Here is a 13,379-nt window from a genome sequence, read left to right on the forward strand (position 1 = left end):
AAAAATCACATGTATAACCGTAGCGGAACTCAGGCCTACGCCCAGGTCAGTCTGGAAAGTGGCGTAATGAGCGCCAGCCCGCACCAGTTAATCGTGATGTTGTTCGACGGGGCGCTTAGCGCCCTGTTACGCGCACGGATACTGATGAATCAGGGTGATATCGCCGGCAAAGGACTGGCTCTGTCAAAGGCCATCAATATTATCGATAACGGCCTGAAAAGCGGTCTCGACCACCAGCAGGGCGGTGAAATGGCCGATAACCTGGCGGCGCTGTATGACTATATGAAGCGACGCCTGATGCAAGCCAACCTGCACAATGACGAAGCGGCGATTACCGAAGTGGTGAAGCTGCTGGAAAATATTGCTGACGCCTGGCGCCAGATTGGCCCCAACTACCACCCCACTCAGGACGCCGTGTAATGGAACGTCAACAACAGCTGTTAGCCGCCTATCAGCAGGTGTATAGCCTGAGTAGCCAGATGATCGTTCTGGCACAAACGGAAAGATGGGAAGACCTGGTCGAGCTGGAACTGTCCTACGTGACGGCGGTGGAAAGAACCGCCGCCTTTACCGGGCAGGCCGGTCCCTCAATGGCGTTACAGGAATTGCTGCGCCATAAGCTGCAGCAAATCCTCGACAACGAGACCGAACTAAAACGTCTGCTGCAGCAACGCATGGATCAATTGAAAGAATTAATCGGCCAGTCGACGCGCCAAAACGTGGTGAACAGCACTTACGGCCAGTTTCACGATCGCGCCTTGTTGCTGGGAGATCCACAAATCAGATGAGTTCGCAGCAATAACGGCGACAACGGAATAGATAGCAGCATGCACTATTATTCCCCGGTTAAGTCAGAATATTAATCCATGCCATTTGAATTATTCAGATATTGGGTAATTAGAAAAAATGTGCAATTCGAGCCTTGCTCTCACTTTAACGGATAAATACCACTCCGACACGGACGTTTTCTGTTCAGCAGGAAATTGATTTTTGATAGATAAAACACGCTGTTGTGTTTCACAACCTATGGAAAGATGTTGCTCCAACGCCAATCAAAGCGTAAAGATATTCATAGATAATGGCTGCGAAATGAATATCGATGGAACGTACAATTAATCTTTGTCCAGGAATTGGTGCATCGGCACACATCATTCAGCATACTGAATTATTATTTCCTTCAGTCTATTTTGAACAGCCGCATCTCTACCTGGTGCAGCAAGGTCACAAACGCGTGCGTTGGCAACAGCGTGAAGTGGTGGCGCATGCGGGCGAGCTGTTGATTATCGACGGGGGGCAAACCGTGGATATTATCAACGAACTCTCTGAGGACGGGGTATTCAGCTGTCAGCTATTGACCTGCGATCCGCAGTTGCTCATCTTATCGCCGCCTCAGGTTGAAAGCACATCACCGACTCCCTTCGACGCGGTGATGACATTATGCAATCTGCCCTGCGCGCTGATGCACAGTTTTGAGACCACCAGCCTGGCACTGGCGCTTAAGCAGCGTTTCCCCACGGTCATCATTCGCCATAAAATGCTGGAAATTCTACTGTGGTTAAAACAATTCAATATCAGCTTCATCCATAACGAAGCCAGGAATTTAACCCAACGCGTACGCCGCTGTCTGGCCACCGATCCGCACAACATCTGGACCGCGGCCGAAGTCGCCGAAACCTTGTCAATGAGCGAGGTGGTGCTGCGACGCAAGCTGTCGGCGGAGAATACCGCGCTGCGTAATCTGATGATAGACGTGCGAATGAGCAGCGCCTTGGCCCTGCTGCAATCTACCGATTGGCCAATATCGGCGATCGCCCAGCACGTGGGGTATGAAAGCGCTTCGCGGTTTGCCGAGCGCTTTCGCAAACGTTTCGGCTTTGCGCCCACCGCCATTCGCGGACATCAGCGGGCCATGGAACCCATGGCCATTCGTCCCGATCATTTCAGCATGATGCAAGCCCCGGAGTGATTGCTGCCGGCGTAAATTAAATCATTGAACAATGAAACTGTGGTTTATAGCGGCAATATTGGCGCAAAACAGGCGAGTGGGATAGCATCGGCGAGCATTCAGGTCATCAGAGGTGAATAAATCATGCTCAACGAAAAACTGCTATTTTCCCTCGCGGTGTTGCTACTCGGCCTATGGTTGCTGGGCCTGACCTACGAAGAAGACGCCATGCGGCTGCTGGCGGGAAAATAAAGCGGCAGGGCCACACATCGTGGCCCGGGTTATTTTAGCTTTCTTTAATTAAAACGCTTATTAATACAACCAAAACGATCAGAATTAAAATACTGAACAACCGCCATCTGCGTTCACTTTTGCTACACATTATCTTATCCGGTAATTGAAACGGCCTTAACCCGGAAATTATAGCCCCGTGAATACCGTGGCAATGTGAGTTTAACCGGGGTTTCTGCCCTGCTACTCCAGCGATTGATGTTCCCGGCCAGACACTTGTCTCGTCTTTAGAGAAGTTCTGCATCCAGAATCCGAAGCCCATATTTGCCTTGCGCTAAAAAGCAAAAACCCACCGTGGGTGGGTTTAGGGTCAGTTCTTAAGCGGCCTTTCCCTATTCAGCAAAGAATTCAGGCTTTCATTTCTGGCTGCGGGTACGAGGCCAGTCTCATCACACCGGCATATTCATTACTTCTTGATAAGCCGAAACCAGCTTATTACGCACCTGCACCCCTAACTGTAGCGAGATGGACGATTTTTGCAGATCGACCATCACGTCATTCAGGCTGATGCCCGGCGCCCCGACTTCGAAATCCTGTGCCTGTTTGCGCGCAGCCTGCTGGGTATCGCTGATCTTGCCGATCGCCGCCTTCAACTCACTGGCAAAACTGACGCCCTGCGCGGATGCGCCTTGCTCCATCTGCCCTGCCTGAATCGCCGTGGCCTGCAACTGCTGCAAAACCCCTTCAATACCCTGAATTGCCATTATGACCTCAATAAAAACGCTGCTGCCGGACGTTGTTGCATCAGACACTACTTTGATGCTGAACACCCTAACACAGCATTTTCATCCTAAAGCGGTTAATTAACTGCAAAAAACCCGGCTTATCGGGCCATCGAAATGGGCCCTAAGGGCGAATAATAACATGCCCAGAAATGGGAGCGCCGCTATACCCGTCGCTTTTCAAGTTGCAGCGTTGTTGTCTGCCCGCGCTCATCCCAATGACTGTAGGGGGCGAATATAATCGCCCCGATTAACTCAGGCGCAGCATGCCGCGCCCCTACAAGCCCCCGGGATGAGCGAGCGGGTCGCCTGGCAGCAACTTGAAAGGCATAGGGTATATTTATATGTGTATCAGGGAGTCTGTTTTGTCACACAACGCTAACCACACCGTTCATCAGCCTGGCAGGGAGCTACGCCGTGGCCCGCACCGGATCCTGAGCGTCATTGAAGGACTCGGGCTAAAATGAATGCTTCAATCTCCGCTACCGAAAGCCGCGATAATGGCCTGCTGGCCATGTGGAACCGCCTGCGCGCCAACCCCAAAGTCCCGCTGCTGATTGCGGCCTCCGCAGCCATCGCCATCGTGGTCGCGCTGCTGTTATGGGTGAAAAGTCCAGACTACCGGGTGCTGTACAGCAACATTAACGATCGCGACGGCGGCGCCATCGTCACCCAACTGACGCAGATGAACATCCCCTACCGCTTTGCCGAAAATGGCGCGGCGTTGCTGATCCCAGCCGAAAAAGTGCATGAAACCCGTCTGCGTTTGGCGCAGCTCGGCCTGCCTAAAGGCGGTGCCGTGGGCTTCGAACTGCTGGACCAGGAAAAATTCGGCATCAGCCAGTTCAGCGAGCAAATCAACTATCAGCGCGCGCTGGAAGGTGAATTGTCCCGTACCATCGAATCACTGGGGCCGGTACAAAACGCCCGGGTGCACTTGGCTCTGCCCAAGCCTTCGCTGTTTGTCCGCGAGCAAAAATCCCCTTCCGCTTCCGTGACCCTGACGTTGCAACCGGGTCGGGCCCTGGATGACGGCCAGATCAACGCCATCGTTTATATGGTCTCGAGCAGCGTAGCCGGTCTACCACCGGGCAACGTGACGGTGGTCGATCAGGCCGGCCGCCTGTTAACGCAGTCCGACGGCACCGGGCGCGATCTGAACGCCGCACAGCTTAAGTACGCCAGCGAAGTGGAAAACCGCTACCAGCGCCGTATCGAAGCGATTTTGGCCCCGATGGTCGGCAGCGCTAACGTGCGTGCTCAGGTCACCGCACAGATCGACTTCTCCACTCGCGAGCAAACTGACGAACAGTACCAACCTAACCAAGAGCCAAATAAGGCCGCCGTACGCTCACAGCAAACGAGTCAAAGCGACCAAATTGGCGGGCCATTGGTCGGCGGCGTGCCGGGCGCATTGTCAAATCAGCCGAGCGCACCGGCTGCTGCCCCGATTGAAACCGCTCAACCGGCCACCGCCGGCAATAATGCCGACGCAGCTAAAACCGATACGGCCACGGCGCGCAGTTCGGCAGCCAAGGGCAGCGGGCCGCAAAACTCCCGCCGCGATGAAACCATCAACTATGAGGTCGATCGCACCATTCGCCATACCCAGCACAAAGCCGGGACGGTACAGCGGCTGTCGGTCGCGGTGGTCATCAACTATCGCGGCACCGATAAGGACGGCAAACCACTGCCGATGAGCAAAGAGCAGTTGGCGCAGATCGAATCGCTGGCGCGTGAGTCCATGGGCTTCTCCAGCGCCCGTGGCGATACCCTCAACGTGGTCAACACGCCGTTTACCGATAACGAAATTACCGGCGGCGAACTGCCGTTCTGGCAAAGCCAGTCGTTTATCGATCGTCTGATCGATGCCGGTCGCTACCTGCTGATCCTGCTGGTCGCCTGGGTGCTGTGGCGCAAACTGGTACGCCCACAACTGCAAAACCGTCAGGCGGTACAAAAGGCCGCGCTCGCCGCCGCCGCTACGCCAATGGCCAAACCGGCTGACAGCAGCAAACCCAGCAATGAGGAGCTGGCGCAGCACAGGAAATCCCAGCAGCGCGTCAGTGCAGAAGTCCAGAGCCAGCGGATCCGCGATTTGGCTGATAAAGACCCACGCGTGGTCGCTCTGGTAATCCGCCAATGGATGAGTAACGAACTATGAGTCTGACCGGAACCGAAAAAAGCGCCATCCTGCTGATGACGCTGGGCGAAGATCGCGCCGCCGAGGTGTTCAAACACCTTTCCTCGCGTGAAGTGCAGCAGCTGAGTGGCACCATGGCCAGCATGAGCCAGGTGTCGCACAAGCAGCTCAATGAAATCCTGCGCGAATTTGAAGACGACGCCGAACAGTATGCCGCGCTGAGCGTCAACGCCAGCGACTACCTGCGTTCGGTGCTGGTCAAGGCGTTGGGCGAAGAACGTGCCGCCAGCCTGCTGGAGGATATTCTCGAATCTCGCGAGACCACCACCGGCATGGAAACGCTCAACTTTATGGAACCAATGAGCGCGGCCGATCTGATCCGCGACGAACATCCGCAGATCATCGCCACCATCCTGGTTCACCTCAAGCGTGGCCAGGCAGCGGACATTCTGGCGCTGTTCGACGAACGTCTGCGCAACGACGTGATGCTGCGTATCGCCACCTTCGGCGGCGTGCAGCCGGCGGCGCTGGCGGAACTGACCGAAGTGCTGAACAACCTGCTCGACGGTCAGAACCTCAAGCGCAGCAAAATGGGCGGCGTACGCACCGCAGCCGAGATCATCAACCTGATGAAAACGCAGCAGGAAGAGGCGGTTATCGACGCCATGCGCGAATACGACGGCGAGCTGGCGCAGAAGATCATCGACGAGATGTTCCTGTTCGAGAATCTGGTGGAAGTCGACGATCGCAGCATCCAGCGCCTGTTGCAGGAAGTGGAAGGCGAATCCCTGCTGGTGGCGCTCAAAGGCGCGGAACAACCACTGCGCGAGAAGTTCCTCAAAAACATGTCGCAACGCGCCGCAGATATCCTGCGCGACGATCTGGCCAACCGTGGCCCGGTGCGCATGTCGCAGGTGGAGAACGAGCAGAAGGCTATCCTGCTGGTGGTCCGTCGTTTGGCCGAGAGTGGCGAAATGATTATCGGCGGTGGCGAGGACACCTATGTCTGATCGCATTAATACCCTGCCCTGGCAGCCCTGGTCGCTCAACGATCTCAACGAGCCCAAACCGGCGCTCGACCCGCTGCCGCTGCCGGTGGAAATCACCGACGGCGCACCGCTGGACGACAGCCTGGTTCGGGAACAACAACTCACTCAGCTCCGCCTGCAGGCCGAGCAGCAGGGCCAGCAGTTGGGCTATGCGGACGGGCAGCAAAAAGGCTACGACGCCGGCTTCCAGGCTGGCATGGAAGAGGGTCGCCAGCAGGGCTTGCTGGAAGCTCAGCAACAGCAACAACCGCTGACCGCGCACTGGCAGCATCTGGTGACGGAATTCCAGCACACGCTGGACGCCCTCGACAGCGTGATTGCCTCGCGCCTGATGCAGTTGGCCCTGACTGCCGCCAAACAGGTGCTGGGCCAACCGCCGGTGTGCGACGGCACTGCCCTGCTGGCGCAGATCCAACAGTTGATCCAGCAAGAGCCGATGTTCAGCGGCAAGCCGCAATTGCGCGTGCACCCGGATGACTATCAGCGAATCGAGCAACAGTTGGGTGCCACGCTCAGCCTGCACGGCTGGCGGTTGCTGGCGGACGGTCAGTTGCATCCTGGTGGCTGCAAGGTCAGCGCCGACGAAGGCGATCTTGACGCCAGCCTGGCAACCCGTTGGCATGAACTCTGCCGTCTGGCCGCTCCGGGAGACGTGTAATGACCCTGCGCCTCGGCCGCTGGCTGACCTCACTGGATGCGCTGGAAAAACGCATCGCACACGCCCCGACGGTACGCCGCTACGGCCGCCTGACCCGCGCCACCGGTTTGGTGCTGGAAGCCACCGGGCTACAGCTGCCGATCGGTGCCACCTGCCTGATCGAGCGTCACGACGCCGGTGAGGTCCAGGAAGTAGAAAGCGAAGTGGTCGGTTTTAACGGCCAGCGGCTGTTTCTGATGCCGCTGGAAGAAGTGGAAGGCATCGTGCCCGGCGCCCGGGTTTACGCCCGCATCTCGCCGGAAGGCCAAAGCGCCAGTAAGCAGCTGCCGCTCGGTCCTGCCCTGCTGGGCCGGGTACTGGACGGCAGCGCCAAGCCGCTCGACGGCCTGCCCGCACCGGAAACCGGCTACCGTGCGCCGCTGATCACCGCCCCATTCAACCCGCTGCAACGAACGCCGATCGAACAGGTGCTGGACGTCGGCGTGCGCACCATCAACGGCCTGTTGACCGTCGGTCGCGGTCAGCGCATGGGGCTGTTTGCCGGTTCCGGCGTCGGTAAAAGCGTGCTGTTGGGCATGATGGCGCGCTACACCCAGGCCGACGTGATTGTCGTCGGTCTGATCGGCGAACGTGGCCGTGAGGTGAAAGACTTTATCGAAAACATCCTCGGCCCTGAAGGCCGGGCGCGTTCGGTGGTGATCGCCGCACCGGCGGACGTCTCACCGCTGCTGCGCATGCAGGGTGCGGCCTACGCCACACGCATCGCTGAAGATTTCCGCGATCGCGGCCAGCACGTGCTGTTGATCATGGATTCACTGACGCGCTACGCCATGGCGCAACGTGAGATAGCCCTGGCCATCGGCGAGCCGCCGGCCACCAAAGGCTATCCGCCTTCCGTCTTCGCCAAGCTGCCGGCACTGGTTGAACGCGCGGGCAACGGCATCAGCGGCGGCGGGTCGATTACCGCCTTTTATACCGTGCTGACCGAAGGCGATGACCAACAGGATCCGATCGCCGACTCGGCACGCGCCATTCTCGACGGCCATGTGGTGCTGTCGCGACGCTTGGCGGAAGCCGGCCACTATCCGGCCATCGACATTGAAGCCTCCATCAGCCGCGCCATGACCTCGCTGATCGACGAAGAACACTATCGTCGGGTGCGTAACTTCAAACAGATGCTGGCCAGCTACCAACGCAACCGCGATTTGATCAGCGTAGGCGCTTACGTCGCAGGCAGCGACCCGCTGCTGGATAAGGCCATGACGCTGTATCCGCAGATGGAAGCCTATCTGCAGCAAGGCATTTTCGAACGCAGCGGCTATCAGGACGCCTGCCAGCAGCTACAGCAGTTGATCGTTTAACGTCACCAAAGGCGCAAACCCGATGAAACCACAGTCCCCCCTGATTACCCTGCGCGATCTGGCGCAGGATGCAGTAGAACAGGCGACTCGCCAACTGGGCCAGGTGCGCAAAGCTCAGCAAGCCGCTGAACAGCAACTTTCCATGCTGCTCAACTATCAGGATGAGTACCGTCAGAAGCTGAATAATCAACTGAGCGGCGGTATGGAATCGTCCAACTGGCAGAACTACCAGCAGTTTATCGGCACGCTGGAACAGGCGATCGCCCAGCACCGCCAGCAGTTGACGCAGTGGGGAGAGAAAGTGGACCACGCGATGAAACAATGGCAGGACAAACAGCAACGGTTGAACGCTTTCGAAACCCTGCATACCCGAGCCCAGAGCGCGGAGTTGCAGTTGGAGAACAAACGGGATCAAAAACTGATGGATGAGTTCGCTCAACGCAGTGCACAAAGGAATATACATCAATGAACCTGAACGCTTTGCCGGGCCTGTCGCTGCCGGGCGATACCGGCCTGCTGCCGGACGCGCAGCTCCCGCTGGATGAGTCATCGCTCTCTTCCGCTTTTGCTCAACTGCTTGGCGCCCGCGTGCTGCCGGCCGACAAGTCCGCAGGCAAACTGTCACCGATGGCGTTGAGTGCAGAAGAAGACTCTGCGCCGCTGAGCCGCAACCAACTGACGCAGTTACTGGCCGCATTCGGCGAACGCGATGGGCTGTTGGCGCCTTCGCTGTTAACGCAAGGCCAGCCAGCCGCCATCAGTAACGACGAAGAGCCGACGTTGAAGCAACCGTCGCACGACGCCGCGCTGCGGCCTGCCGGTGAGATCGACGCAGCTACGCTGCAAGCGCTGTTCGCCATGCTGCCAATCGCTATTCCCCCAGCAATGCCTGATGCAGGTACCGGCGCGGCGGAACTGAGCCTTGAAGGCGATCAAGATACCCCTCAGGCTGCAACGATCCAGAGCGCTTCACTGGGACGCCAGGCTGAGGTAACCGGCACGCAAAAGGCACCAACGCCGGTAACTCCAGCTTCGCTCGGCAGTGAAAGCCGTGCCGACATCCCACAGCAAATTGCAGTTGCGCACGAAAAACCGGATGCAGCGGCGTTGAAGCTTGGCGCCGATAGCCAATCGCCAACGCCAAACGTCCCTCTGATGGCCCCACCGGTCTCCAGCCCGACGATCGCGGCAGCGCCAGGCGCTGCGTTGGTCACTGCCCCGCCTACGCCGCAGCTAAACGCCCAGTTGGGCAGCCCGGAGTGGCAGCAGGCGTTGAACCAACAGGTGCTGATGTTCCATCGCAACGGTCAGCAAAGCGCCGAGCTGCGTCTGCATCCGCAGGAATTGGGGGCGTTACAGATCACCCTCAAGCTGGATGACAACCAGGCGCAGCTGCACATTGCCTCGGCACACGGACAGGTTCGCGCCGCCGTGGAGGCCGCGATGCCGCAACTGCGTCACGCGCTGGCTGAGAGTGGCATCAATTTGGGACAAAGCAGCGTGGGCGGCGACCAGATGCCGCAGTGGCAACAGGCGCAGCAGCACAATGGCGGGCAGCAGGGGCGCCCGGATTATCGCGAGCGTCAGGGTGACGGCGATTTGTCCGTCGATGCCCACAGCGCACCGCTGGAATTACAGGCGATGGCCCGCGCCGTCAGCGGCGTTGATATTTTCGCCTGAGTGGCCGCAAACGCCCAAGCTGGCACGCTTTTCCCTGCCTATTCTGGCTATTGCGTGCCGGAATAGGCGCGATAATACCGCTACCCTTCATACTTGAAGCTGCATCATTGTTGGCTGCATTTGCGCGCCCCGGTCACATAGTTATCTATGCTGCTGAGGACTTACAAACTTGCCGTCGCGATGCAACTCCAAATATTTTGGGTAAATAATGTCATGCGTGCGGCTTTTACACGCGCTATATACCCGCGAGATCTTAGGTTGCAGCTTGAAAAATGAAGGGCATATACCCTATGGATTTCAAGTTGCAGCCAGGCGCCCAGCTCACTCATCCCCAGGGGCTTACTCAAGTAAGTGACTGGGGGAGTGAGTGCAGGGAACAACGCTGCAGCTTGAAAGACGACGGGTATAACAACAGGAATTTGATTTAGCTATGTCTCAAAATACCCTACCGGCAGCACCGAAACGCTCCCTTCTGGTCATACTGCTGGTGCTGATAACCCTCGTCGCCTGCGGCGCGGCCGGCTACAGCTGGTGGCAGCTCAAGCAGCACCAGGAGGGCGCGCAGCCCGTAGCCAAAGAACTCCCCCCGGCCGCACCGGTGTTTATGCCGCTGGACACCTTTACCGTCAATCTGCTGACGCCCGATAACAACCCGGATCGGGTGTTGTATATCGGCCTGACGTTACGCTTGCCGGATGAAAGTACCCGCCGCCAACTGAATGATTTCCTGCCGGAGGTGCGCAGCCGTCTGCTGATGCTGCTGTCTCGTCAGGAAGCGGGCCAGTTGAGCAGTGAACAAGGAAAGCAGCAACTGGTGGCGCAGATTAAGGACGTGCTTAGCCCGCCGCTGGTTAAGGGACAACCGAAGCAGGTGGTCAGCGACGTGCTGTTCACTGCCTTCATATTGCGGTAATCACTATGGGCGACAGCATTCTTTCACAGGCAGAGATCGACGCCTTGCTCAACGGCGACAGCGCGGGTGATGAACCCGAAGCGGTTGCCCTCAATGAGAGCGAGGTCAAGCCGTACGATCCGACCACCCAGCGCCGAGTGGTGCGCGAACGGCTGCACGCGCTGGAAATCATCAACGAACGTTTTGCCCGGCAGTTCCGCATGGGGTTATTCAACCTGCTGCGCCGCAGCCCGGACATTACCGTTGGCCCGATCAAGATCCAGCCGTACCACGAATTTGCTCGCAACCTGCCGGTGCCCACCAACTTGAACCTGGTGCACCTGAACCCGCTGCGCGGTACTGCGCTGTTCGTGTTCGCACCGAGCCTGGTGTTTATCGCCGTCGATAACCTGTTCGGGGGCGACGGTCGCTTTCCCACCAAAGTGGAAGGCCGCGAATTTACGCCAACCGAACAGCGGGTGATCAAGCGCATGCTGCGGCTGGCGCTGGACGCCTACGGCGACGCCTGGAGCGCAATTTACAAGATTGACGTGGAATACGTGCGCGCTGAAATGCAGGTGAAGTTCACCAACATCACCACGTCGCCAAACGACATCGTGGTCACCACCCCTTTCCAGGTGGAAATTGGCGCGCTGAGCGGTGAATTCAACATCTGCATTCCGTTTGCCATGATCGAACCGCTGCGCGAACTGCTGACCAACCCACCGTTGGAGAATTCGCGGCAGGAAGACAGCCACTGGCGTGAAACGCTGGTGAAGCAGGTGCAGCATTCCGAGCTGGAGCTGATTGCCAACTTCGTCGATATCCCGATGCGCCTGTCGAAGATCCTGAAGTTGCAGCCGGGCGATGTATTACCGATTGATAAACCGGATCGCCTCATCGCCCACGTCGACGGCGTGCCGGTTTTGACCAGCCAATACGGCACGTTAAACGGGCAGTACGCCCTGCGTGTTGAACATTTGATTAACCCTATTTTGAATGCTCTGAGTGAGGAACAGCCCAAATGAGTGATCCTAAGCAACCGTCTGGCGAAGGAAAGGAATCCGTGGACGATCTGTGGGCTGATGCGTTTAACGAACAGCAAGCAACCGAAAAGACGTCTGCCAGCGATGCGGTGTTCAAATCGCTGGAGCCGCAGGATACCAGCGGCAGCCTGCAGGATATCGATCTGATCCTCGACATCCCGGTCAAATTGACCGTTGAACTGGGCCGCACCAAGATGACCATCAAGGAACTGCTGCGCCTGTCGCAGGGCTCTGTCGTGGCGTTGGACGGGCTGGCGGGTGAACCGCTGGATATTATGATCAACGGTTATCTGATTGCCCAGGGCGAAGTGGTGGTGGTGGCCGACAAATTCGGCGTGCGCATTACCGATATCATCACCCCTTCCGAGCGCATGCGCCGCCTGAGCCGCTGATGAACCCAAGCGCCGCCACGCCCACCGCGGGCACCTTGCAATCCACCGAGCCGGCACTGCCGGCCGGTTCAGTGCTGACGCAGGTCAGCAGCGCACTTGGCGGCATTTTGCTGCTGATCCTGCTGGCCGGCTGGCTGTTTCGTCGCCTGGGGTTTGCCCCGCAGGCACGCAACAGCAAACTGCTCAATCTGCGCGCCAGCTGTCAGGTTGGACAGCGCGAACGCGTGGTGGTGATCGAAGTGGATAACACCTTGCTGGTGTTGGGCGTCACCGCCCAGCAAATCACCCCGCTGCATAGCCTGCCCGCGCCGGTGCAGGACACCGACGCCGCCGAAGTGACCACGCCGGCGGATTTTCGCCAACTGATGCAAAAAGTTCTCAAACGTCCGGAAAAATCGGCATGAAATCCCTCGTTCAGTGTGTCGCCTTCTGTGGGCGAGGCAAAATACTTCTGCGCGTATTGGCAGCGGCTTTACTGTTGCTCAGCCCCACCGCTTTCGCACAACTTCCCGGTCTGATCAGCCAGCCATTAGCCAACGGTGGCCAAAGCTGGTCGCTGCCGGTGCAAACCCTGGTGTTGCTGACTTCGCTCAGTTTCTTGCCGGCCATGCTGCTGATGATGACCAGCTTCACGCGCATCATCATCGTCCTGGGTCTGCTGCGCAATGCCCTCGGCACCCCCTCTGCCCCACCCAACCAGGTGATGTTGGGCCTGGCGCTGTTCCTGACCTTTTTCATTATGTCGCCGGTGTTCGACAAGGTTTATCAGGACGCTTATCTGCCGTTCAGCCAGGACAAAATCAGCCTGGACATCGCGCTGGATAAAGGTTCACAGCCGCTGCGCGAGTTTATGCTGCGCCAAACGCGTGAAACCGATCTGGCGCTGTATGCCAAGCTCGCCAACCAGCCGCCGCTGGCCGGGCCGGAAGCGGTGCCGATGCGCATCCTGCTGCCGGCCTACGTCACCAGCGAACTGAAAACCGCGTTCCAAATCGGCTTCACGGTGTTTATTCCGTTCCTGATTATCGATCTGGTGGTCGCCAGCGTGTTGATGGCGCTGGGGATGATGATGGTGCCACCGGCAACCATCTCGTTGCCCTTCAAGCTGATGCTGTTTGTTCTGGTGGACGGCTGGCAACTGCTGCTGGGTTCGCTGGCGCAAAGTTTCTATTCGTAATTCGCGGCATACCCGCCGCCACT

The 13,379-nt window shown here is 58.1% G+C and carries 15 protein-coding genes; 14 read left to right on the plus strand and 1 reads right to left on the minus strand.

Features of this window, described 5'->3' with window-relative positions:
• Nucleotides 1–9: 9 nt before the first annotated feature.
• The 3 genes from fliS to EBA31_RS15920 all read left to right on the plus strand — a co-directional run bounded on the left by fliS (nt 10) and on the right by EBA31_RS15920 (nt 1,966).
• Nucleotides 10–420 carry a flagellar export chaperone FliS gene (gene fliS / locus EBA31_RS15910; protein WP_020827494.1) on the plus strand — a complete coding sequence of 137 codons (411 nt, stop codon included), beginning with the start codon at nt 10–12 and terminating at the stop codon, nt 418–420.
• Entirely contained in the window at nt 420–788 is a 369-nt protein-coding gene (gene fliT / locus EBA31_RS15915; protein WP_122079696.1) for a flagella biosynthesis regulatory protein FliT, read from the plus strand. Before fliS ends, fliT begins: the two co-directional genes overlap by 1 nt.
• 311 nt (nt 789–1,099) lie before the next feature.
• On the plus strand, nt 1,100–1,966 hold the full coding sequence (locus tag EBA31_RS15920; protein ID WP_122079697.1) for a helix-turn-helix transcriptional regulator: 867 nt from the start codon (nt 1,100–1,102) through the stop codon (nt 1,964–1,966).
• Between the two features lie 659 nt (nt 1,967–2,625).
• Here EBA31_RS15920 and fliE read toward each other — a convergent pair.
• Nucleotides 2,626–2,940, minus strand: coding sequence for a flagellar hook-basal body complex protein FliE (fliE, locus tag EBA31_RS15925; RefSeq protein ID WP_122079698.1), 315 nt, complete (start codon nt 2,938–2,940; stop codon nt 2,626–2,628).
• Between the two features lie 481 nt (nt 2,941–3,421).
• On the opposite strand from fliE, the gene fliF reads away from it, so the two are divergent.
• The 11 genes from fliF to fliP all read left to right on the plus strand — a co-directional run bounded on the left by fliF (nt 3,422) and on the right by fliP (nt 13,356).
• The gene (gene fliF, locus EBA31_RS15930; RefSeq protein WP_122079699.1) at nt 3,422–5,122 is read left to right on the plus strand and encodes a flagellar basal-body MS-ring/collar protein FliF; all 1,701 of its coding nucleotides are present in this window, start codon (nt 3,422–3,424) and stop codon (nt 5,120–5,122) included.
• Nucleotides 5,119–6,111, plus strand: a complete 993-nt coding sequence (gene fliG, locus EBA31_RS15935; RefSeq protein WP_012145670.1) for a flagellar motor switch protein FliG — start codon at nt 5,119–5,121, stop codon at nt 6,109–6,111. Before fliF ends, fliG begins: the two co-directional genes overlap by 4 nt.
• Nucleotides 6,104–6,808 carry a flagellar assembly protein FliH gene (gene fliH, locus EBA31_RS15940; RefSeq protein WP_115058588.1) on the plus strand — a complete coding sequence of 235 codons (705 nt, stop codon included), beginning with the start codon at nt 6,104–6,106 and terminating at the stop codon, nt 6,806–6,808. The genes fliG and fliH overlap by 8 nt, the downstream gene beginning before the upstream one ends.
• The gene (gene fliI, locus EBA31_RS15945; protein WP_020827501.1) at nt 6,808–8,169 is read left to right on the plus strand and encodes a flagellar protein export ATPase FliI; all 1,362 of its coding nucleotides are present in this window, start codon (nt 6,808–6,810) and stop codon (nt 8,167–8,169) included. The genes fliH and fliI overlap by 1 nt, the downstream gene beginning before the upstream one ends.
• 22 nt (nt 8,170–8,191) lie before the next feature.
• A complete protein-coding gene (gene fliJ, locus EBA31_RS15950) occupies nt 8,192–8,638 on the plus strand; it encodes a flagellar export protein FliJ (protein ID WP_020827502.1) in 447 nt (148 codons plus the stop codon).
• Nucleotides 8,635–9,849, plus strand: a complete 1,215-nt coding sequence (locus EBA31_RS15955) for a flagellar hook-length control protein FliK (protein WP_122079700.1) — start codon at nt 8,635–8,637, stop codon at nt 9,847–9,849. Before fliJ ends, EBA31_RS15955 begins: the two co-directional genes overlap by 4 nt.
• A gap of 430 nt (nt 9,850–10,279) precedes the next feature.
• On the plus strand, nt 10,280–10,762 hold the full coding sequence (gene fliL / locus EBA31_RS15960) for a flagellar basal body-associated protein FliL (protein WP_020827504.1): 483 nt from the start codon (nt 10,280–10,282) through the stop codon (nt 10,760–10,762).
• A gap of 5 nt (nt 10,763–10,767) precedes the next feature.
• A complete protein-coding gene (gene fliM, locus EBA31_RS15965; RefSeq protein ID WP_020827505.1) occupies nt 10,768–11,769 on the plus strand; it encodes a flagellar motor switch protein FliM in 1,002 nt (333 codons plus the stop codon).
• A complete protein-coding gene (fliN, locus tag EBA31_RS15970) occupies nt 11,766–12,179 on the plus strand; it encodes a flagellar motor switch protein FliN (RefSeq protein WP_020827506.1) in 414 nt (137 codons plus the stop codon). The genes fliM and fliN overlap by 4 nt, the downstream gene beginning before the upstream one ends.
• Nucleotides 12,179–12,583 carry a flagellar biosynthetic protein FliO gene (gene fliO / locus EBA31_RS15975; protein WP_048760257.1) on the plus strand — a complete coding sequence of 135 codons (405 nt, stop codon included), beginning with the start codon at nt 12,179–12,181 and terminating at the stop codon, nt 12,581–12,583. The genes fliN and fliO overlap by 1 nt, the downstream gene beginning before the upstream one ends.
• Nucleotides 12,580–13,356 (plus strand): flagellar type III secretion system pore protein FliP, encoded by a 777-nt coding sequence (fliP, locus tag EBA31_RS15980; protein ID WP_046373249.1) that lies wholly within the window; start codon nt 12,580–12,582, stop codon nt 13,354–13,356. The genes fliO and fliP overlap by 4 nt, the downstream gene beginning before the upstream one ends.
• Nucleotides 13,357–13,379: the final 23 nt, after the last annotated feature.

This window comes from Serratia sp. P2ACOL2, assembly GCF_003691565.1.
GTDB classification, from domain to species: Bacteria; Pseudomonadota; Gammaproteobacteria; order Enterobacterales; family Enterobacteriaceae; genus Serratia; species Serratia liquefaciens.